The following is a 23,319-nucleotide window of genomic DNA, read 5'->3' on the forward strand; positions in this document are numbered from 1 at the left end:
TTTTCTAACAATTCAAATTAATGATAATGCCATTTTGCCAATATAAAGTAACCATACTTAACTTACACAATCACGTATAAATGGCATTATCACTTATTATCTAACCTAACTCCTAATAACCTGGGTTTTGGGTAATCACCCCATCGGTGGCAAGAATTTCAGAGACAGGAACTGGGAAAATATGATAATTACTATCAATAGTTTCTCCCATTTCAGCATCAACGGTTCCTGTTCTAACCAAATCAAACCATCTTTGTCCTTCAAAGGCCAATTCCAATCTTCTTTCATCCAAGATAGCCTGCCTAACATCGGCTTGCGAACTTACTGTTCCGGTTAAACTGGTCAAACCTGCCCTTGATCTTATATCATCCAACAAAGGAAGCACGGTTGATGCAGGAGAACCATTTTCATTCAATGTTTCTGCATATAACAGAATAACATCTGCCAATCTCAGCTCTATCCAGTCATGTTCCGCTCCTAAATCCCCTTCTTTTGGAAATTTAATAGCCGTCAATCCATCTTCACTAAGCGTTACCGTCCTTCTTAAATCGGTACCTCCACCACTGGCATCACTTGCATCAAAGGCAGCGACCAAATCCGGATCCACTGGAAAATCGGATTTTGAATCATCACCAACAAACCAATTCCAAAAACGTGAAGCAAAAGAGTATTCATCTGTTATGGAACTTACTATTTGGGTCGAGAATATGATTTCAGAATTCTCCACCTCATTTTCCACACCGAAAATCTCATTAAAATTCTCTTTCAGTTCGACGCCCGCAGCGGCAGCCCCGTTGACAACAGCGGCCAAATGTGTCTCTGCACTGCTATAATCCCCCCTGGAGGCATATACTTTCCCCAACAAGGCCTGGGCAGCGATCTTGGATGCTCGACCACTAGTTATTTCAGAATTGTCCAAAGCGGCAATGGCATCTGTCAAATCAGGAATGATAACATTATTATAGACATCATTGGCCGGCTGCCTTACTAAAATAGACGTATCCGTTAAGCTTGGATCGGCGTCTAAATTAACCGTTACATCCCCAAAAACCTGCACCAGTTTAAAATATGACAAAGCCCTTAAAAATTTTGCCTCACCAATCTCGGTAGCATCCGTAGAATTTTCAATTACATTGTTCGCACTTAATATCGACTTGTACAATGCTGTATAGAATGGTCCGAAGAATTGGTCTTCCATGGCCGTCAGACCATTATCGTATTCATCGAATTCAGTGTATGGGGGTTCGAACATAAAAGCATTGTCAGACCTAAATTCACCCATTACTGCCATTGGGGTAACAGCACCGAGCTGATAGTAATAGGCTGCATTCAAAACACCATCGAATTCGGTCAATGAATCTGAACTGGCGATATTGGATGGGTATTGATCCAAATCACTATCACATGCCAGTATCAAGAACAACGACCCCAATAATATATATATTTTTTTCATTTCTTTTATTTAAAAATTAACATTTAAACCAATCGTAAAACTTCTAACGATGGGAGCCGCACCAACTTGCGCCCCGTAGGTTGTCGGTCCAAGATAATCACTACCCGAAGTCTTTACACCCTCTGGGTTATAAGAGGTATAATTATCCGCCATTATATACAATAAGTTAGTGGCCGCGGCATATAACCTAACAGAATTCAGTCCCAACTTCTCAGTAAGTTCTGGCTTAAGCGTGTAACCAACAGTTAGGTTTCTTAGCGCTACAAAAGAAGCATCTTGTAAATAAGCGTCTGTTTGAAATCTTTTGCCTATATAATATTCGCCATTATTATCGGCAATGCCATCACCATCGGCATCAAAACTGTCCACTAACCTGCCGCCAAATTCTGACCCATAGTAATGAGGGTCTATATTGTATACTTCTGCACCATGGGATCCCTGGAATTGGAACGACATATCAAAATTCTTGTAACTTAAGCTATGCGACATACCCCAATAAAAATCCGGGTTATTCGAGCCAAGTTTGACCAAATCCCCACCATCCTCAACGGTTCTTGTATTGTCTATCACTCCATCATTGTTTTGGTCTACAACATAAGCCGTACCCGTCTGATTATTTGGATTTCTCGTTCCATCCTCCAAATAGATCATTTCAACATTCCCTATGGTCTCCAATCCCCACATTTCTCCAATTTCACCACCTACATAATTTCTAAAGACAGGACCTCTACCGCTCTGGCCGTAAATTGTTTGCGGCAATTCCTCAAGACCTCCCAGGTCTTTAATTTCGGTATTCACTGTAGACAGGTTGGCATTAAAACTCCAAGAGAAATCTTCGGTATATATTACCTTGGCATCCAACTGAAACTCCCAACCGGAACTTCTCACATCACCCGAATTAAGTACAATGGAAGTAGTTCCCAATACTTCAGAAACACTTTGATTGATCAAGATGTCTTCAATGTCCGAGGTATAATAATCCACACCTAATCTAAAACGATTGTTTAGAAAACCTAGGTCAACACCATAGTTGGTCTCCGTATTGGTTTGCCATGTTAAATCCGAGTTTGCCACATTTTCCGGGATTAAATATCCTGTACCGAATATGGTTGCTTGGGGCTCTAATAGACTCAATGCATCATAAGACCCTAAAAAAGAGGTAGTTCCCAAAGACCCAGCACTAAATCTTAGTTTTAATTGACTCAATGTCTCGTTATCCTCTAAGAAAGATTCATTGTGCATATTCCATCCTAAAGAGAGCGCTGGGAATGTTTCGTATCTTTTATTAGCCCCGAAACGGGAGTCGCCATCCCTTCTGGCTGAAACCGATACCAAAAAACGATCGTCATACGCATAGTTGATCCTTCCAAATACACTCTCCCTATTCCTAGTTTCGTCTCGCTCCGTTACGGTGATATCCTCAGGATTGAACAGATTATAATTTTGAATGGCGGTATCGGGTACATTAGAACCATCCAAAGCGGTCCCTTTCAATTTCGTAGATTGGAATTCAATACCGGCTACTGCAGCTATATCATGCTTGCCAATTTCCTTGGCATAATTCAAAGTAGTTTCACTCAATACGGAAAATACTTTTAGATCTTCTTGGTCCATATACGTTTGAGAAGTACGCGCTCGTGAATCATACCCAAGTAATCTATGTTCATAGAATTGTGTATCCTTAAGATCCCCACCTAAAACGGTTTTGACGTTCAACCCATCTATGATTTCGTATTGCAAATAAGAACTAACGTTACCGAAAAACGTTCTTTCCCAACGTTCCGTATTATCGAGCTTTGCAGCAGGGCCTGCATCACCAGAGCCCCCAATACCATTATTTGCCCTACCATAATGCCAATCTTGGGCCGCCATACCAGGTTCTAAATCATAAATACTACTTGCCTCATAGGTAGAACCCCTCCAACCATTGTCAAAGGCAGCAAGTCCCAATGCCTGGGCTTCCGCATCCAAGGCTTGCACGAATGCAATAGACTCCGCTGTGTGGTAAATTGGATGAACACCATAAGCTCTTAAAAGGTCCCTCATGTCATGACCTAAGATATCCCTATGTGAAGTGAACCCATTGAAACTTATACCTGTCCTAAACTTTTCACCCAGTTTGGCATCTACATTCAAACGCGCGTTCAATCTTTCAAAACCTTCAGTAATGATTACACCCTCAGCGTTCTGATAACCAATGGAAGCGAAGTAATTTACATCGTCGGTACCTCCGCTCATACTAAAATCATGGCTCATAGCATTCCCACTTCGAAAAAGCCAATCTTCTGGACTTATGGCACCCGGTGAATTCTCATAGGCACTTAATCTATATTCCACAAAAGCAGGATCAACTTGAGAAAGGTCCCAATTACCGGCAGCAATCTCAGACCGTGCGAAGGTAGCCCATTCCGGTCCTGACTTAAGTATATTGTCGCGGTACTTGCTTGAGAAACTCGTGTAAGCATTATAGCTGAAACTTGCCTTACCTGTCTTACCTTTTTTAGTGGTGACCAAAATAACACCATTTGCTCCTCTAGAACCATAAATTGCAGCGGAAGCAGCATCTTTTAATACCTCCAAACTTTGGATATCGTTCGGGTTCACAGTTGCCAGATTACCTGAAATTGGATATCCGTCGACAACGATCAGTGGACTTGAATCCCCTGAAATTGATGATGCCGCTCGAATTTGGATTTTAGGATCGGCACCAGGTGACCCGTCTTGATTTTGGATCAAAACACCGGGCAACTTACCTGCCAATGCATCATCGACCCTTGCAGTCTGTACAGCTGCAACATCTTCACCCCCAACTTGGGCAACAGCACCGGTTAAGTGCGATTTTTTACGTGTACCGTAACCAACAACTACAACTTCTTCCAAGAGCGCCGCATCTTCTTTCATGATAATGTTAACTTGTTCCTGACCGGAAACAACAACAGTTTGGGTAACATAGCCCAAATACGAAAATTGAAGCTCCTCACCATTTGCAACTTCCAATTGAAACATTCCGTCAAAATCGGTTGCCGTCCCCCTTGTTGTATTTACAATGATAACGTTTACGCCCGGAATGGGAACATTTGCCTCATCTGTTACCGTACCCGAGAGTACATAACCATCTTGTGCAAATAATGATATATTGCCGAGCAATAATACCATTAAAATTAATTTCGATTTTAAATTCATTTGTAATCTTATTATGTTGATAGTTTTTACATTTCAATACCCTTTTAAAGTATTGATCATATGAGATATCTTGATCTCCAATCCCCCTACCTTACCTGCACACCATGTTTCTAAAACAATCTCTGAATTTTATTGATTTTTGAAGAAAGCATGTTTTTCCGTAAAGCATTATAAGTTTTGATTGTCTCCCTCTTCTGAAAAGAAGGGATCGTTGAAATGGATCAGGTTGGCACCTGTCCTTTTTTTTTAGTATTCCCTGTCTAATTTCATTGAATATTGATTTATTTGAGTTAGCATTAATTTTATCTAGATTTTTTTGGTTATCCAAACTGGTCAACCAATTTGGATAACCAAATATATGTTATATAAGTGTTAAAAAAAAATCTAAACCCAATTTTTATGTTAAAATTTGATTTAGACTTAATTTTTACCCCCTAATTTTTATGAAATATGTAACACTCCTTTTGAAAATTTAAGGTTACTTCCTAAAATCCTCGGGACTTGGACAGAAAACAGGAATTGAAATACCTGGTTTTGGATAACTTGTCCTACGGAGTACATGGGGTGGAAAATACCCCCACTATCTTAAGATTTTGGTCACGCCACCGATTGTAAATTCATATTGACCAATAAAGGAAAGATTGGATATTGCTATTGTTTTTTGATTTTAATACAATTGAAAGGACCCGACCATTTATATTGCGTATTGTCAATATTCAATTCATGTATTGTTTCCGAGGATGCATCATTATTGGAAATCACTACTATCAATTCATGTCCATTCTTATCCTTAATGGATACCCCGGTGTAGTTTTCATCATTACCAACCAGCGTTAAATTTTCTATATTGCTATTTGAATTAACAGCGAATTCCGACACTGGACTATAACCTCCGTGGGGTTCAATAACCGATACAAATGCAGTATTCTGTGCTTTTCGGCGCACTATAAAGGAAGCATCCCTTCGTAAATTGAATTCAGGATCATTGGCACCCAATCTTGTGAATAATAGTTCATCGGATCCCTCAGCGGTCGTAGTCAATGTATAAAACCGGCCTTGGTTCAAAAATGATAGTTTAGTATTCTCCGTTAACGGATTACCTTTTGCCTCAAGCCATAAATGTTGATAACCGTTATCATCACCCAAAGCCTGCAAACTGGATGGCGTTTCATACTCAAAATTGGCTTTCATGACCTGGCCCATAAAGTTAAATGGCAGATCATACTGGTTTTCCTTATCCGAGATGATATTAAAAATATCCAACACAAATGGCCTCTCGTAATCCGGGTCTTTTATCATCACCAAAGTTCGGTGCATCAATGTACCGGGATAGGCATTTTCCTCTTTTGCACTGATGATCTGAAAATCGGGATCCGTAATATTTGAAAAGACTAATTCTGAATGATGCTGACTTCCAATTTCATATTTACCGTTAAAATGGGAAACCATGTTCTGTACGACCGTGTTATGGGCCACGGTCTGTTTTGCCCACGTTTTATTTTCCTTTAAATAATTACCCCCGCCTTTTTGTTCGATGTTGACAAAACGTGCAAGTCCATAATCCTGTAGTACTTCATCCCCTTGGTCATATAAGGAATATGACAGTTTATCATAATGACCATGACTCAGCCCCTGTGCTGCATATTTAAAGACCAACGACAGTTCTTCTTGGCCATACCTGAGAATACCAACACCACCTTCATTCCCTTCGGGACCGTCACTGAGTAAAATCGATTTTTTCACAAAGGGTTGTTCTCTATTTTCCTTTAACCCCAATGCTACTGAAAGTCCGGTATCATCCAATACCACTTGGTCTTGCTTTTTGGCGATACTCAACAACCCTGGATTATTACCTCCAAAATGATAGGCGATATCAACTGCAGTAACCAATTCACGGGAATAATAGGACATACCCTTCTGACCATCATTGAGCGGAAAGAATTCCCCATCCTTATCCGAAAGGTTTAAAAGGGCATCAACAGATTTTAAAAGTACACTATCCTTGTGTGCAAAAATATTGAGTTCTGGCCTAACATTTTGCAACCCTTCAGCAAAAATCAGAAATGGGTACATGGCATATCTTTGATAATAAGGCCCCTCGGTGTAATACCCGTCAGGAGAGAAAGGCTCGTCCAAATTGGCCAAAAAACCTGCTTTCTTATCTTTCGAAAAAATAAAACCACCATCATTATCCTTTGCATTTATATCCAATTTAGCATCTTTAATACCATATAAAGCCCGAGCGATCAATTCATCATCACCCATGACCAGACCGATCATGCCTACAGCGGCATTGCCCCATGTACTATGGTTATGTATCCTGTTATAAAATTGGGGATTACCAACCGATATAAAATCGGCAAAAGGCCGAAAGAGGTTCTTTTCCAACTTCTTTCTTTCTTTACTGGATAGCCAATCATACACACAATCGTATGCTTGACTCACATAGACCAGCCAGTTCGAATCATTCAGACACTGCCAAAATAATTTGCCTCTAGCGTAGGAACGCTCCTTGGGGTGTACCGGTAAGTCTTTGTACATTGCTTCATACTGAAACAACATATCGCGTATATAAATAGCATATTTTTCATCTTCAAGAATCTGGAACAATACCCCGGCTTTTTGTAGAATAATGAAGTTTCTCTTATGGCGTTCGTGGGTATACCCCCCAGAATAATCCTTAGGAATCGGGGTATGGATACCCAAGGCGATTTCCGCATCGACTTCCTCTTGAACCTGTTTCAAAGTAGTATCGAAAATAGGGATACTTCCCAATTCGGCCCTTATCTTTTCAACTCCCGCCTTGGTCAATATCAAATTAGGGTGTTCTTGGGCATACCCTTGTATGCCGAACAATAGACAAACTATGGAACAAAAGAATAGGATTCGACCCCCTAGTGCTTTTTTCATTTTCATTTTTTTATTATTGAACAGCCCCAAGATTTAAACCATCCGTTCCCTTTTTCAATAATGGGGAATTTTCCTTTAATACAAATTCTGACTCATTTGCGAACTCAATAGGCAAGGTCCATAGGTTTTCGACATGATACTTTTGATCTCCGGTGACTTTAAGAAGATCCGATTTATAAAAGTTATTGTTCACCACATTGACTATGGGCTCCCCTACAACCAAATGCATATCGACTCCTTTACTATTATTGAAAAGATTATCCTTGATGTCGGTAACCTGAACACCATACAACGACAAGGCCGTTTGGTATTTATTTTTTGCTCCATGGCCTACGTTATCCATGGTATTGTGTTCCAACTCTAAAAAAGGACCAAAGGTACTTTCGTCCTTTCCTCCCCTATATAACCTTAAAGCCGCACCCTGTACATCTGAAAGCACGTTGTTTTTCATGATAAGGTATTCAACGTTATACGCTCCGATATCGTCAGTTTCTTTGTCCAATGCGGCAATATGACCTGTAATATTCTTGAATCTTGAATTTTGAATGCTAATGGTATCGGCGAATGTTCCTTTGGCAACCCGCAATACATCAAATGAATGATTAACGACAAAATTTTCGAAATCACAATTGTCAATGAATAATTTATAGTTTTCGGTCATCGACTTTTTACTGGTACTGATTACCGAATTCCCTGCATAATCCGGCGAGCTTGCCCCATCGAATTTCACGTTCTCCAAAGACAGACTTCCACCGTTTTGAATTTCGAAAGCCATCATACGCTCAAACAAAATAACCGCCTTTTCTTCACCTGACGATTTAAAGGTTAGTGGATGCTTAACCTTCGCCGCCTTGGTCAACAAATAGGTCTCCCCAGATGTCAACTCCAAAATATCGCCCGGTCCAGAATTTTTCGCTGCCTCGAACAAGGTATTGATGCCCGGTTCTACCTGTATTGTTTTTCCGGAATTCAAAGCCACACCTTCATCCACTTTAGAATACCAAGGTATTCCGGTATTTTCTTTCGTGGCAATTTTTGGGCTGATCGTCACCTTGTTCTTAATTTTATCCGAGGTAGGGATTAAAAAACCTTGCTCGTTTTTTACTAAGGTAATATCCGCGTTTTCAAAACCTTGCTTGATACTTGTTACATTGTTTTGGCCTAGAATATTATCTTTAAACGTAATACCACTTATATCGTCATAAACCGTAAAGATGTCTTTTTTGTTTTCGTTATAAAAAATGTTTTCCGAAATCTCTGAAGACTTAGGGGCTTGACTTCTTTCCGCATCACTTCCCGCACACAATTGAATATATTCACAATTAATGAACGTATTATTACTTAACTTAGAGTCTATTACCGGTACATAACGATTTGGCGGGGAATTCGGCACACCGTTCATCATTACGAATGCCCCCCTGAAACGATAACCCGTTAAACCAATATGGTAGTTATTTATAACCGTTTGTGTTTCGTTAATAATACGGACACCCCCTGTACTTGGTTTGTTGTTCCCAATAAATACATTGCCATCTACCAATGTTTCATTCCCATGACGCATCGTCAACGTTCCCGTGCATTCATAAAATGTATTGTATTTAAAGGTGTTATTACAAGCTTTGTTGGATATGATTTCATGTTCCCCATTACACCTATCAAAATAATTGGATTCGACAAGGGTATTGGAGCTTTCCAGGGCATGATGACTTGTCCCGATCCTTAAAGTTTCCCCACCATTGTTACCAAAAGTAGGTCTGGGACCAAAATAGTTATGATCTATTTTATGATTGTTTTCCCTACTGTCCTCAGTATCCAAACCAACGATCATGGTAACCCCTAAATTCTTTTTCCCGACGATATGGTTATGGTCGATGCGATTGTTTTTTCCATAGATCGTAATCCAATAATCCTGAACATGGCGTTCAGGGTTGGTATAATTATCGATAACACATTCCGTTAAGCGACTATTACTAGCCATTTCTTCCTTATTTTTCCGGAATGAAATAACGGCATTCGTAGGCGTATATCCATTTTTAAAAACAAGACCTTCCACAATTAAATGTTCTCCCGCAATCTGCAGATTGGAAGCACCTTCCAGAGTTACCTTACCTTTTTCCTCAACTGTTAATTTAATAGGATGTTCTGCAGACCCCTTACCTTCAAAGACTAATTCGGCATCTTTCCAGACACCATTTGCCATGGTAATAACATCTCCCGGTTGCGCATTGGAAACTGCATCGTTGAATTCAGAAATATCTTTTACAAGGGTTCCACTATCCTTTTCATTACACGAAAAAAAGAAAAGTAAAAGGGCGCAGATTCCGAATAAAATTGAGCGTTGATTTTTCATGATTAAATTGGTTAACCAGTTTGGTTTACCAAATATATAGATATTTCTTAAGGAAACAAATTTTTCGATGCGAAATTAATCCAAAACTATGCTATATTAACATTTGTAAGAAAACCGATGAAAACAAACAACCCAACCCATATACCAATTTAAGAATCAACACTAAGGAAAAACAAAGCCGTAGACCGTCTGAAACATTCCCTTGGACTTGTTTTTATATACTTCAATGGCTATTAAAACATTCCCATTCCATAAAAAAACTAAAGGAAATGCAACCTTTTTAATGCTGGGACAAGACCTGTATTAAGTTTAGGTGGTTATTACCAGTTGGTATGATAATATTTTCCCGAATCATCATCGATCCTTTGATAGGTGTGCGCCCCAAAATAGTCCCGCTGTGCCTGAATTATATTTGCTGAAGATTTTGCCGTTGTATAGCTATTTAAAAAGTTGATGGCTTCACTTAAACATGGAATTGGCCGTTCATTCAATATACATTCCGCAACCACCTTATTTGCACTAGGTTTTAAGGATTTTATATATTGAATTATCTTGTCATTTTTCAATATGGAAGCCGATGATTTCAATACTTCGACCAATTCAACCATTAAATCGGATTTAATGATGCAACCTGCAGTCCATATTCTGGCAATCTCGCTTAAATTCAAATTCCAGCCATAGGTTTCTGAAGCTTGATGAATCATTTTCATTCCTTGAAAATGATTAATGATCCTCGCAAAATGATATGTGTTCAATAAATCATTTGATGATATATCGATAATTGATGAACTGTTTTTCCTAAAAACCTCATTAGCTTCAACCCTATCTTCTTTATAAAAAGATACGTAACGAGCAAACAAAGCTGAAGCGATCATTGTGGTTGGGGCACCCAATTCCGCCGTGGCGATAGTTGCCCAATTTCCTGTTCCTTTATTTCCGGCCTTATCCAATATTTTATTGACCAACCAATCCCCACCCTCTTTTTTACGGAGAATCGATATCGTAATTTCCAATAAATAACTGTTCGCGGTTTCTTTCCAACCTTCCAGAATATCTGCGATTTCGTCTGGATCCTTTCCGGTGGCCGTAAGTATCCCGAATACTTCCGCCAATAACTGCATTTCGGCATATTCAATTCCGTTATGCACCATTTTCACAAAATGTCCACTTCCTTCAGGCCCAATATACGTGCAACAAGGTAAATTATTATCGTCTTTAGCTGCTATTGATTCCAAAAATGGCCTTACTTCGTTATACGCACTTAGGTCTCCACTTGGCATAATGGATGGTCCTTTAAGAGCACCTTCTTCCCCTCCAGATACGCCTGTACCTATAAAATGGATATTTTTGGATTTTAAATATTCAAATCGTTCTTTGGTTTTGTTGTAGTTGGAATTCCCTCCATCGATGATGATATCTCCCGTTGACAAATGTGGCAGTAAATCGTTAATAACAATATCAACGGTTTTACCGGCATTTACCATCAACATGATCTTACGAGGTTCTTGTATAGATTCCACAAACCCCTTTAAATCATCAAAAGGTTGGGATATTGATAATTCTTCATGTTTATTTTTAAAATCCAGTGCTACATTTTCTTCGATGCCTTCAACATGTCTATTGAACATGGAAATTCTAAAGCCCTTATTGGCTAAATTCCTGCAAAGACTTTTTCCCATGACCCCTAAACCCAATAAACCGAATTCTGATTTTATATTTATTTCTTTATCTTTTAATTCTTTAATAATATACTGGACTATCTCCTCTGGACTTAAACTAACATTAACTTCTAAAGCCTCCTTTGAATACTCTAAAATGTCAAATTGGGATTTCAATAATTCTGGAGGCATAAAATGGTTTTCTCTTTTATCTAAGCGTTCAAAAATTTGATCAAAAGACCCCACTAAATGAACCCATTCTACTTGACCCTGAATTTCTTTTTCTAGAATATCCCGGTATGATTTTTTTAATGCAGAACAAACTATAATGCAACTGTTTTCCTCTAGTTGGTCTTTTGCAAGTTTATTAATTTTAACCAACCAGTTATACCGGTCCTCATCGGTTAACGGTATACCGTTACTAAGCTTTCTAATATTTTTTTTAGGATGAAAATCATCTCCATCAAAAAATGGGAGCTTTAAAGCTTTAGACAACATATGTCCAATGGTGCTTTTTCCGCAACCAGAAACTCCCATGACATAAATTACTTTTGTTTTAGACGCCTCTTCATTCATATTATACAATTATGTTGTTCACTTAAAAACAGATTTCCACTATTGCTGTAGGTTCTATTTTATTGAATGGCCCCATCCATAGCCGATGATACTGATTTTGTAAACCTTGCGAGTAACCCTTTTTTAAATTTGTTTTCGGGTGCTACCCAATTTGATTTTCTGTTTTTTAAAATAATATGGATTTCACTTGCTTCTTTGGGCACTCCATTAACTCCAATTAGGTCTAACCTTCTTCCCGGAATATCAATTCTAATTAAATCATCATCTTCAATTAGGGCAATTGGCCCACCCTCAACAGCTTCTGGTGAAACGTGACCAATGGCTGGCCCACGGGTGGCTCCTGAAAAACGTCCGTCTGTTATTAAGGCAGTGGTTGAAATTAATTCTGCATCACTTGCAATGGCTTCGGTGGTATAAAACATTTCTGGCATGCCACTTCCTTTTGGACCTTCACACCTAATAAAAACGGCGTCTCCTGGTTTTATTTCTTTACTTAATACCGCTTTTAAGGCTTCCTCTTCGCTTTCAAAAACCCTAGCTTTCAGAGTAACCTGTTGCATTTCTTTAGCTATAGCAGAGTGTTTTGTAACTGAACCCAAAGGAGCAATATTTCCTTTTAAAATTGCAATAGCACCTTCTTCATTTAAAGGGTTTTTAGCAGGACGAATAACATCTTCCGGTTTTATACCATAAGGCGCTAAATTTTTATAACAATCATTATAAAACCCATTTTTTTCTAACTCATCAAGATTCTCTCCAACTGTTTTTCCTGATACGGTGAGCTCATCTAAATGAAGATACTCTTTTATTTCTCGCATTATTCCTGGAACTCCACCTGAATAGATAAATAATTCTGCAGGATATTTTCCTGATGGTCTGCAATTTAACAACCAAGGAATTTTTCTATGTATTTGATCGAATAAATCAGCATCTAACTTAAACCCAAGCTCATGTGCAATGGCAGGCATATGAATTAACGTATTAGATGACCCCGCAATGGCCGCATGCACCATAATAGCATTTTCAAAAGCTTTTTGAGTTACTATTTTAGAAGGTACAATATCTTTTTCTATAAGGGACATCAAACTTATGGCAGAGTCTTTGGTTACCTGCTCCAACTCATTGGAGACTGCAATACGTATGGAAGCCCCTGGCAATGTTAAACCCAGTGCTTCTGCCATTATTTGCATGGTTGCTGCAGTACCTATAAACGAACACGAGCCACAAGTGGGACAAGCGCTTTCACGTAAAGAATCAAATTTTTCTTTAGTTATCTTACCTTGTTCATAATGTGCGCTATACATTCCTATTTGCTCTAAGGTTAACATTCCCGGACCGGATTTCATCACCCCTCCAGGTATTATAATAGAAGGAATATCCAACCTACAAGCTGCCATTAGTCTGGCTGGCATTGATTTATCACATGATGTTATGAACAAAGCACCATCAAATGGTGTAGCGGACAACTGCGTCTCAATCATGTCACACATAACATTTCGTGAGGCGAGGGAGAAATTCATCCCATCGTGTCCTTGTGCTTGACCATCACACATATCCGTACAATAAAAACGAGAACCTTTTACATTGATTTCTTTCAAGGTTTCACGCGCTATTTCAACAAACTTATTTAGATGTACACTTCCTGGATGACTATCCCCAAATGAGCTTTCAATGGCTACTTGAGGCATAGCCAATTCTTTTTTAGTCCAACCGGCACCAATACGCAGAGAATCCATCTCTGGAGCAAGCTCTCTAATTTTCTGGCTTTTCATCATAGTTTATTCCTTATTTCATTAATCATCCCTACTAAAAAAAGCTTGAGAATTCTTTCCTTTTTTGATTATTCAACATCCAGAGCTATTTCCTAACAGATGATCCTTTAATTATAGGATTCTTTTTTAAATTTCTGGTTTAACGCCCTCACCAACGGTACCTTCTCTAAACCAAACCTCGGCATAACAACCGTTTGCATATTGTTTGGGTATATCGCCTCCATAGGTTTCCGAACCCGTACTCCAAACAATATTATCTTCGGGATTTTTACCATTTGTTTGATTGTATGCCCCTTGTTTAAAATTCTGCATTTCTCCGGCATAAGCGTTTGGTTTTTCCGTACCATCCCTACCAATTGCAGAATACAAGTCTATTATTTGTTTTGGAATATCCGATTTGTTCACATAATCGGACTTGATCAAATTTTTAGTGAACAGTTTGGTCTCATGACCATCACTGGTAAACTTAAGATACATTATACCATTATATACATTAACCTCATAACTAAATTCTTCGCCTAAGGCAATACCATCTTCAGGTTCTTCAGGATATGTGTTTGGGCTGGTTCCTACGACGGACATATCATAACCCCAAACGGCCGTCGAAAAATCCCATCTACCATCATTACTTCCTTCTGTATTGATCTCATAATTCCAAAATACAGATCCTTTTTGGTGACCAGGGAATTTTTTGTAAAAAATTTTCAATGGCTCATTTTCATGGCCATCATTACCGTGTATTTGCCCTACTACCACAGCATAGGAAGCAGCGACCCTAGCATCACCTGAAGTAGAAACATGTTGCACTTTCAAGGTACCTGTCAGTTTTCCCCCAGTTTCGGTTGTCCAATGTTTTTTTTGTCCCAACTCCGTTCTTGTATTGCTCGAATTTGGCGAAGTAACACCCGAATTGGGTGTTTTATATACGACCCAGTCCGTCGAACCATCATTTTCAACATAAAAAAAGTTTTCTTTTTCAAAATTCACCAATTCTTCTGAGCGGGTACCATCGCCTAAAAGAATTTTCCATTCATCCATAAATGGGATAACATCACTTGGGTACTTAATCGATTCTTCAATTTGCGGATCTGTACCTGAAGTCGATTCGGTTTTATTTTTACAGGCAACCAACGTTGAAAGTGCCCATATAATTATCAATGATTTTTTCATTTTATAAATTTGATATTTTGTTTTAGCGCGTCAATTATAGATAAAAAATCCCTTCAACTTCTGTATTTTATGAATTGGATATCTGAAAGCCTAATTATGAAATGCCCATCATTCCCCAAAATATTCTTCCGTACCTTATTTCATAAATTCAATGGAAATACCTTCACAAACACTTTGTGCCAAAATGATTATTTCACTCAAAAGGGCTTTTTCAACAATATTATTGCGTTCATCACCTGTTTTCTTGGCTGATTAATGGGCAAACCCTAAAACCTGCAATGAAGATTGAAAAAGGGCATTAAACTTCGTACATTAACTGGTTAACCAGTTTGGTTGACCAAATATATGTATATTTGTAGAAATGACAAATTTTTAACACTACAATCCTAAACTTATATTTAAGGATTGGGCTTAATGATGAAAAGGCAAAAATTATCCGTATCCTATTGAATCCTGTTTAGGCCAGCAACCTATATCCCGCTAGCCACATCATACAAAAGATGAGGTTCGGAAGGTTGCATCAAGAAGGATAATTCATGGACAAGGGCTTAACCAAGAAAACCGAAAATCAACCTTAAAATCCATAGCATATGAAACGTAGCAGAAGAGATTTCATAAAACAATCAGCCTTAGCCGGTTCGGCACTGGTTTTTCCTTTCCCCGGCATTGCCCGAAATGCATTTGAAAATTTCAAGAACCCCGATGTAGGCCCAAACGTATTCCTCTTTTCGAAACACCTTCAGTTCTTGGATTATGATGCCATGTCAGAAGCCACAGCCGATATGGGCTTTAACGGGGTAGACCTTACCGTACGGCCCAAGGGTCACGTCTCACCTGAAAAAGTCGTAGATGAATTGCCCAAAGCCGTTGAGGCAATGAAAAAATTCGATTTGCTTCCCCTGATGATGACGACCAATATTCTAGATGCTGAAAAAAAAGAATCCCTGTCCGTACTAAAAACGGCCAGTGCGTTGAATTTTACCCACTACCGTACCGGATGGCTTTCCTATCCTGAAAACAGGACGATCGAAGAAAGCCAAGCCCTATATGCCCAACAGTTCAAAAAACTGGAAACCGTGAACAAAAAGTATGGCCTGATAGGAGGCTACCAAAACCACGCCGGCAACCATGTCGGCGCCCCAATCTGGGACATACCGCCCATACTTGGGCATTCCCCAAACGAACATATGGGCTGTCAGTACGATATAAGACACGCAATGGTCGAGGGGGGCACCTGTTGGGAACTGGGTTTAAGACACATACGACCTTATATAAATTCAATCGTAATCAAAGACTTCAAATGGGGGAAGGAGAACGGAACATGGAAACCCGTGAACACCCCGCTTGGTGAGGGCATGGTAGATTTCGGCCGGTACTTTTCCTTATTGAAAAAATACAAGATCAACGTTCCCATTTCCCTTCATTTGGAATATGACCTCGGCGGGGCCGAACGCGGGGAATCCCAAATAACGATCCCTAAAAAAGAGGTATTCAATGCCATGAAAAAAGATTTGGAATTCCTCAAAGAAGCTTGGGAAAAAGCCGAATAAGTAAACTTCATATAGCATTTCAACATGGGAACAAATTTAAACACAACCAAGGAAAAACTTAAAAAAGTCAGTACGGCTACAATAGCTACCTGCTTGTTTAAGAGAGGCTTAAAGAACCAATTTATCCAAGATGTCAAACCATTGAAACCCAACAAACCCAACATGGTCGGTGAGGCCTATACCCTAAGATATATCCCGGCTAGGGAGGACCTTAACCCTATAGAAGTGTTCAGGGACCCCAAACACCTTCAACGAGTTGCCGTCGAGGAATGTCCGAAAGGGGCCGTCCTGGTCATCGACAGTAGAAAAGATGCCCGCGCCGCTTCGGCAGGTTCCATTTTAGCGACAAGATTAATGGTCCGTGGTGCCGCCGGACTGGTCACCGATGGTGGGTTCCGGGATTCAGCCGAAATTGCCGCGTTGGAACTTCCTTCATATCACAATCGTCCTTCCGCACCTACCAACCTTACCTTACACCAAGCCATTTCAATCAATGAACCTATTGGATGTGGTGACGTTGCGGTATTTCCCGGCGATATTTTGGTAGGTGATGATGATGGCGTCATGGTGATACCGGCCCAAATAGCCCATGAAGTAGCCGAGGAATGCATTCAAATGACCTTGTATGAGGAATTTGTCATACAGCAAGTGAAAAATGGACATGCGGTCATAGGACTTTACCCCCTTGTTGACGAAAAGATCAAAAAGGAATTTGAGCTTTGGAAAAAAAACAATGCCGATAGTTTGTAGTTGCCAACTATCAATTCCCTAATTTTTAAAAAGGGCGGAAGGATAAATTTCGCCCCTTATTTTTTAAGCACGTTCTTTAGAATGATTCCAAAGAGCTAAAAATCAACGATCCACTTTGCCAATCCTGACATTTGTCATGTTATCCACAAACCGATAAGCTTATTTTTATGTCCAGAATTTAAGAGACTAACTACCATTTTTAAAATGGATTCAGGGATATCAAACAAAGATGCATATATACACTCCGGTGTAATTTCCAAAAAGAGCAATGGTTCGCTTATTGTTTCTTTGGACGAGAATGTGCATTGTGAATCTTGTCGTGCCAAAAGCACATGTGGTATATCAGAATCCGGTTCCAAAGAAGTCGAAATCCCCAATTCCGGGCAATCCTTTACCTTGAACGAACCCGTAAACGTTGTCCTTAAGAAAGGACTGGGACTTAAAGCCGTTGTCTGGGCCTACATATTCCCTTTTTTACTTATGGTAGGTACGCTAATCGGCTCCTCACTATTCCTTGAAGAATGGATGGCAGGCATTGTATCCCTTTTAATATTGATCCCCTATTACCTTTTACTCTATATTTTAAGGAACACCTTTAAAAAAACATTTAAAATTTCCGTTGTAAAAATATAGTTAACGATGAATGAATCCATACTAAATAGTGTCCTTTTACTGGTTTCCTTAGGAGCGGTTACAGCCTTGGTGCTATACATTGTCTCCAAAAAATTCTACGTTTATGAGGATCCATTGATTGCTGTGGTAGATGACATACTACCTGGGGCGAATTGTGCCGGATGCGGTTCTCCCGGATGCAAATCATTTGCAGAAAAACTAGTGGGCACCGAAGATATCTCAGATTTATTTTGTCCTGTAGGAGGAAATGAAGTCATGAAATTGGTAGCCGAAACCTTAGGGAAAGAAGTCTCTGAAAAAGACCCAACGGTCGCCGTGGTACGTTGTCAAGGATCCTGTGAGGTGCGCCCAAAGACAACAGAATACCAAGGCCCGAAATCCTGTGCCATATCGGCCATGATCTATAGTGGCGAAACGGATTGCCAATATGGATGTCTGGGTGACGGGGATTGTGTTACCGCCTGTAAGTTCGATGCCATGTTCATGGATGAAACAACCGGATTGCCGGTGGTCATAACGGACAAATGTACTTCATGCGGAATGTGTGTCGAGGCATGTCCGCGTGATATCATCGAAATGCGGCCAAAAAACAAGAGGGACTTAAAGGTCTTTGTGGGTTGTTTGAATGAGGAAAAGGGTGGTATTGCCAAAAAAGCATGCTCCGTTGCCTGTATCGGGTGTTCAAAATGTGAGGATGTTTGTCCAAAAGATGCCATTACCATGGTAAACAACCTAGCCTATATAGACCCCGAATATTGTACCTTATGTAGGAAATGCGTACCCGTATGTCCTACCCATTCCATTATTGAAACCAACTTCCCTCCTAGAAAGGAAAAAAAGGTAGTAAAAGAAAAAAAGGTAGTCGCTGAACCTTCGGGTGAAGTTAAATCGGTAAACCTTACAAAAGATGCTTAAAACATTCTCAAAAGGTGGTATCCACCCCCCAGAAAACAAACTTACATCAGCAAAGGACATTAAGCGACTGCCAGCGCCCAAAGTGGTTTACGTTCCCATAGCACAGCACATCGGCATCCCCGCTGAAATCATTGTCGATAGAAAAGACAAGGTGGAAATCGGACAGGTTATCGCCAAATCGGGCGGATTCGTTTCTTCCAATATCCATTCCCCCGTTGCGGGTACCGTTACAAAATTGGATATGATCATCGATTCCAGCGGATATAAGAAACAATGTATCGTAATACGTACCGACGCCAAGAACGAAACCAATTTTCAGGAAATCGATTATCCCTTAAAAAAGGAAATTGACCTTGAACCCGCAGAAATCGTAAAACGCATTTCAGACTTCGGAATCGTAGGTTTGGGCGGGGCGACCTTTCCCTCCCATGTAAAGCTCAACGTCAAGGAAGATAAAAAGATGGATTGTCTTATTATCAATGGGGTCGAATGCGAACCCTATCTAACGGCAGATCATAGATTAATGCTCGAAAAAGGGGAAGAAATCGTCGTGGGCATAAAAATCCTAATGAAAGCCCTACATGTAAACAAGGCCATCATCGGAATTGAGGACAATAAACACGATGCCGTAGAACTCTTTAAACGATTGACCGCCAACGAGAAACAAATACAGGTTGCGGCCTTACAGGTCAAATACCCCCAAGGAGGCGAAAAACAATTGATCAGTGCCATTTTGGATAGAGAGGTCCCCAAGAATGGCTTACCTATGGATGTTGGGGTCGTAGTGAACAACGTTGGGACGGTCTTTGCGATTTATGAAGCCATACAGCATAACAAACCATTGATTGAACGAGTGGTTACCGTGACCGGTAAAAAATTGAAAAATCCTTCGAACTTTTGGGTTAAGATCGGAACCCCAATCAAAGACCTCATCGAGGAAGTGGGAGGCATGCCGGAAGGAACACGTAAAATAATAAACGGTGGCCCCATGATGGGAAAAGCCATAAAAAATACCGATGTACCCGTTACCAAAGGTACTTCGGGCATCCTGATTGTAGATGAGGACGAAGCTTGTAGGGGCGAAGTAAAAAATTGCATCCGCTGTGGTGAATGTGTCAATGTATGCCCCATGGGATTGGAACCCCACCTTCTAATGAACTTATCGGAAAAAGGCATGTATGAAAAGGCAGCGCAAGAAGATATCATGACATGTATCGAATGTGGTTCATGTAGTTATGTATGTCCTTCAAACCGTCCTTTGCTTGACTATATCAGGTTTGGAAAAAATATCACGAAACAATTAGCATCTTCAAAAAATTAACTACATAATGGATAGCCCCCAAATTGTTATTTCAGCTTCCCCACACCTTCATTCCGATAGAACTTCAAAAAAAATAATGTACGATGTGGTCATCGCATTGGTACCCGCTTTTTTGGTATCGTTATATGTATTCGGATTTAATGCGCTGATTACAACATCGATAGCCATTGTCTCTTGCTTATTATTTGAATTTCTGATACAGAAATACCTCATGAAGTCCGAGGTGACCATAACGGATGGATCGGCCTTATTGACCGGTATCTTGCTAGCGTTCAACGTACCTGCGGGACTCCCAATTTGGATGATCATCGTAGGTAGTTTAGCGGCCATCGGCATCGCAAAACTCTCTTTCGGAGGATTGGGCTTCAACGTTTTCAACCCTGCTTTAGTCGGTAGGGTTTTTCTTTTGGTATGTTTTCCGGTACAGATGACCCTTTGGCCCTTGGCGGTGGTAAACAATACCTCTATCGCAGATGCCGTTTCCGGGGCCACCACTTTGGGCATTATAAAGGAAGGGCTTCAATTTGGACAGACAATGGGCGAGTTAAGCTCCCAAATCCCTTCGAACATGAACATGCTTTTGGGTATTACCGGAGGGTCTTTAGGTGAGATGTCGGCGATTGCCTTGCTACTGGGAGGCCTGTATCTTATGATTCGCAAAGTCATCTCCTGGCATATTCCCATAACAATTTTATTGACCATGGCGGTAATGACAGGTGTTTTCTGGACTATAGACCCTGAACATTACGCCAACCCCATAATTCATTTGTTATCCGGTGGTGCCATTTTAGGGGCCTTTTATATGGCCACGGATATGGTCACGAGTCCCATGACCAAAAAAGGGATGGTGATATTCGCCATAGGTATCGGTTTAATCACCGTTATCATCCGTTTTTATGGGGCCTATCCCGAAGGAATCTCTTTTGCCATTTTAATCATGAATGCTTTTGTACCCTTAATCAACAGTTATTTCAAACCTCGTAGATTCGGTTCTAAGATCAAAGCCAAAATAATGTAATTATGAGTAAAAAGGAATCAACATTTTTGAACATGGCCCTGGCACTTATCGTAATTACCCTTGTGGCCGGATTCTCCTTGGGGTTTGTGAACGACCTGACCACAGGACCTAAAGCAGCGGCAAAACTGGCCAAAAAGGTCAATGCCCTTAAGGCCGTACTACCCGAATTTGACAATGACCTTGTTTCGGAAGTAGTTAAAATAAAAACCCCCGTAGCCAAGGATAGCCTGGAAATATATCCTGCTTTCAGCAATGGGGAATTCGTTGGGGCAGCGGTCATTGGTGCCTCGGAAAAAGGTTTTAGCGGTTTGGTAAAGATCATGGTAGGTTTTACACCTGACGGAAGCATACAAAACGTCGTTGTACTTGAACAAAAAGAAACCCCCGGACTGGGCACCAAGATGAAAGATGAAAAATTCATTGGCCAATTCCGTGATAAAAATCCATCGAACTTCAATTTAAAAGTCTCCAAAGATGGTGGACAAGTCGATGCTTTGACCGGCGCTACGATCAGTTCTAGGGCCTTTACCGAAGCTGCACAAAGTGCTTATGACGAATATATCCTAATCAAAGATTCCATAACCAAATCGAAGAAATAAAATTATGGCCAATACCATTGATCAAAAGCAAAATTTCTTAAAAGGCATCGTCAAAGAAAACCCCGTCTTTGTCATGCTTTTGGGAATGTGCCCCACATTGGGGGTTACCTCCTCGGCATTCAACGGATTGGGGATGGGGGTTGCCACCCTATTCGTATTATTGATGTCGAACACCGTGGTTTCCCTTGTGAAATCACAAATACCGAGTAAAGTCAGAATCCCCGCCTTTATCATTATCATAGCATCGTTTGTGACCATTGTAGAAATGGTCTTGGAAGCATTTATCCCTTTTCTCTACGAGCAGTTGGGCATCTTTATCCCGTTGATCGTCGTGAACTGTCTTATCTTGGGAAGAGCCGAGGCCTTCGCCTCTAAAAACGACTTAAAATCCTCGATATTGGATGCCCTAGGTATGGGACTGGGTTTTGTAATTGCCTTGACCGTTTTAGGTGCCACCCGTGAAATTTTGGGAAATGGAAGTATTTTCGATTTTAAATTCGTGTCGGAAGATGCGAACACTTTCATACTTTTCATCTTACCTCCAGGAGCTTTCATTGCCTTGGCCTACCTCGCTATCCTATTTAATAAACTAACCGTTAAAACAGCTTAAAATGGACTATATCGTAATACTCATAGCCGCTGTATTCGTCAATAATATCGTACTATCGCAGTTCTTGGGAATATGTCCCTTCCTAGGCGTATCGAATAAAATATCAACCTCGATCGGTATGTCGGGGGCCGTAATGTTCGTCATGACCATTGCCACGACCGCAACCTATCTATTGCACAACTATATCCTACTTCCTGCAGGTTTGGATTATCTACGTACCATAACCTTTATCCTGGTCATTGCCGCCTTGGTACAAATGGTAGAAATCATACTTAAAAAAGTAAGTCCGCCATTATACCAGGCCTTAGGGGTTTTTCTTCCGTTGATCACGACCAACTGTGCGGTGCTAGGTGTTGCCATTTTAGCGTTGGGACTTGAGAACAGTAGTCTTTTAAAGGCGGTATTCTTTGCATTTTCCAATTCGCTAGGTTTTGGTTTGGCTTTGATCGTTTTTGCCAGCATTCGTGAATACTTAGAGCTTGCCAATATTCCTGAAGGCATGAAAGGGGTCCCGATCAATCTTTTGGTGGCCGGACTGTTATCTTTGGCATTCTTAGGGTTTACCGGTTTGGTATAAACCCCGTCTTTAAGCCATTCATAGACCATTCGTTTGCCGGGGTCGATTTTCATTTTTATGTGGATATGTAAGTCAACACTCCCAAAGCCGATTTCCTAGAAATCCATCGATTCTTGACTCCCTTCCACCTGAAAAAAAGCGATGATCATTTTCGTTTTTACCGGTTGCCTCTCTTTATAATTGAAGCTTGGCTTCGTATATTATCACAAATAATTACGTTATCTTTATTCTTTAAAAGCTTTTTGTGTAATCGATAACACAAATAGTAAATGAG

General features: G+C 40.2%; 16 protein-coding genes. 9 read left to right on the plus strand and 7 right to left on the minus strand.

Annotation, left to right across the window (positions count from 1 at the left end; genetic code table 11):
- Positions 1 to 112: 112 nt before the first annotated feature.
- From PHU20_RS13220 to PHU20_RS13250, 7 genes are all read right to left on the minus strand, one after another.
- Positions 113 to 1,453, minus strand: coding sequence for a RagB/SusD family nutrient uptake outer membrane protein (locus tag PHU20_RS13220; protein ID WP_274825861.1), 1,341 nt, complete (start codon positions 1,451 to 1,453; stop codon positions 113 to 115).
- A gap of 9 nt (positions 1,454 to 1,462) precedes the next feature.
- Entirely contained in the window at positions 1,463 to 4,636 is a 3,174-nt protein-coding gene (locus PHU20_RS13225) for a SusC/RagA family TonB-linked outer membrane protein (protein ID WP_274825862.1), read from the minus strand.
- Positions 4,637 to 5,287: 651 nt separating this feature from the next.
- Entirely contained in the window at positions 5,288 to 7,546 is a 2,259-nt protein-coding gene (locus PHU20_RS13230) for an alginate lyase family protein (RefSeq protein ID WP_274825863.1), read from the minus strand.
- 13 nt (positions 7,547 to 7,559) lie between these two features.
- A complete protein-coding gene (locus tag PHU20_RS13235) occupies positions 7,560 to 9,896 on the minus strand; it encodes a polysaccharide lyase 6 family protein (protein ID WP_274825864.1) in 2,337 nt (778 codons plus the stop codon).
- 320 nt (positions 9,897 to 10,216) lie between these two features.
- Positions 10,217 to 12,130: an NADP-dependent phosphogluconate dehydrogenase gene (gndA, locus tag PHU20_RS13240; protein WP_274825865.1), complete on the minus strand. Its 1,914-nt coding sequence runs from the start codon at positions 12,128 to 12,130 to the stop codon at positions 10,217 to 10,219.
- Between the two features lie 59 nt (positions 12,131 to 12,189).
- Positions 12,190 to 13,905 carry a dihydroxy-acid dehydratase gene (gene ilvD / locus PHU20_RS13245; RefSeq protein WP_274825866.1) on the minus strand — a complete coding sequence of 572 codons (1,716 nt, stop codon included), beginning with the start codon at positions 13,903 to 13,905 and terminating at the stop codon, positions 12,190 to 12,192.
- A gap of 123 nt (positions 13,906 to 14,028) precedes the next feature.
- The gene (locus PHU20_RS13250) at positions 14,029 to 15,072 is read right to left on the minus strand and encodes a polysaccharide lyase family 7 protein (protein WP_274825867.1); all 1,044 of its coding nucleotides are present in this window, start codon (positions 15,070 to 15,072) and stop codon (positions 14,029 to 14,031) included.
- 590 nt (positions 15,073 to 15,662) lie between these two features.
- On the opposite strand from PHU20_RS13250, the gene PHU20_RS13255 reads away from it, so the two are divergent.
- The 9 genes from PHU20_RS13255 (at position 15,663) to PHU20_RS13295 (ending at position 23,045) form a co-directional block, all read left to right on the plus strand.
- Positions 15,663 to 16,622 carry a TIM barrel protein gene (locus tag PHU20_RS13255; protein ID WP_274825868.1) on the plus strand — a complete coding sequence of 320 codons (960 nt, stop codon included), beginning with the start codon at positions 15,663 to 15,665 and terminating at the stop codon, positions 16,620 to 16,622.
- 24 nt (positions 16,623 to 16,646) lie between these two features.
- The gene (locus PHU20_RS13260) at positions 16,647 to 17,372 is read left to right on the plus strand and encodes a ribonuclease activity regulator RraA (RefSeq protein WP_274825869.1); all 726 of its coding nucleotides are present in this window, start codon (positions 16,647 to 16,649) and stop codon (positions 17,370 to 17,372) included.
- Between the two features lie 204 nt (positions 17,373 to 17,576).
- Entirely contained in the window at positions 17,577 to 18,005 is a 429-nt protein-coding gene (locus PHU20_RS13265) for a SoxR reducing system RseC family protein (RefSeq protein ID WP_274825870.1), read from the plus strand.
- A 6-nt stretch (positions 18,006 to 18,011) separates the two neighbouring features.
- The gene (locus tag PHU20_RS13270; RefSeq protein ID WP_274825871.1) at positions 18,012 to 18,920 is read left to right on the plus strand and encodes a Fe-S cluster domain-containing protein; all 909 of its coding nucleotides are present in this window, start codon (positions 18,012 to 18,014) and stop codon (positions 18,918 to 18,920) included.
- Positions 18,913 to 20,241 carry an electron transport complex subunit RsxC gene (rsxC, locus tag PHU20_RS13275; RefSeq protein ID WP_274825872.1) on the plus strand — a complete coding sequence of 443 codons (1,329 nt, stop codon included), beginning with the start codon at positions 18,913 to 18,915 and terminating at the stop codon, positions 20,239 to 20,241. Before PHU20_RS13270 ends, rsxC begins: the two co-directional genes overlap by 8 nt.
- Positions 20,242 to 20,248: 7 nt before the next feature.
- Positions 20,249 to 21,259 carry an RnfABCDGE type electron transport complex subunit D gene (locus PHU20_RS13280; RefSeq protein WP_274825873.1) on the plus strand — a complete coding sequence of 337 codons (1,011 nt, stop codon included), beginning with the start codon at positions 20,249 to 20,251 and terminating at the stop codon, positions 21,257 to 21,259.
- 2 nt (positions 21,260 to 21,261) lie between these two features.
- Positions 21,262 to 21,858: an RnfABCDGE type electron transport complex subunit G gene (locus tag PHU20_RS13285; RefSeq protein ID WP_274825874.1), complete on the plus strand. Its 597-nt coding sequence runs from the start codon at positions 21,262 to 21,264 to the stop codon at positions 21,856 to 21,858.
- A gap of 4 nt (positions 21,859 to 21,862) precedes the next feature.
- On the plus strand, positions 21,863 to 22,468 hold the full coding sequence (locus PHU20_RS13290; RefSeq protein WP_274825875.1) for an RnfABCDGE type electron transport complex subunit E: 606 nt from the start codon (positions 21,863 to 21,865) through the stop codon (positions 22,466 to 22,468).
- 1 nt (position 22,469) lies between these two features.
- Entirely contained in the window at positions 22,470 to 23,045 is a 576-nt protein-coding gene (locus PHU20_RS13295; RefSeq protein ID WP_274825876.1) for an electron transport complex protein RnfA, read from the plus strand.
- The last annotated feature ends 274 nt before the right edge of the window (positions 23,046 to 23,319 follow it).

This window comes from Maribacter polysaccharolyticus (assembly GCF_028882255.1).
GTDB lineage: Bacteria > Bacteroidota > Bacteroidia > Flavobacteriales > Flavobacteriaceae > Maribacter_A > Maribacter_A polysaccharolyticus.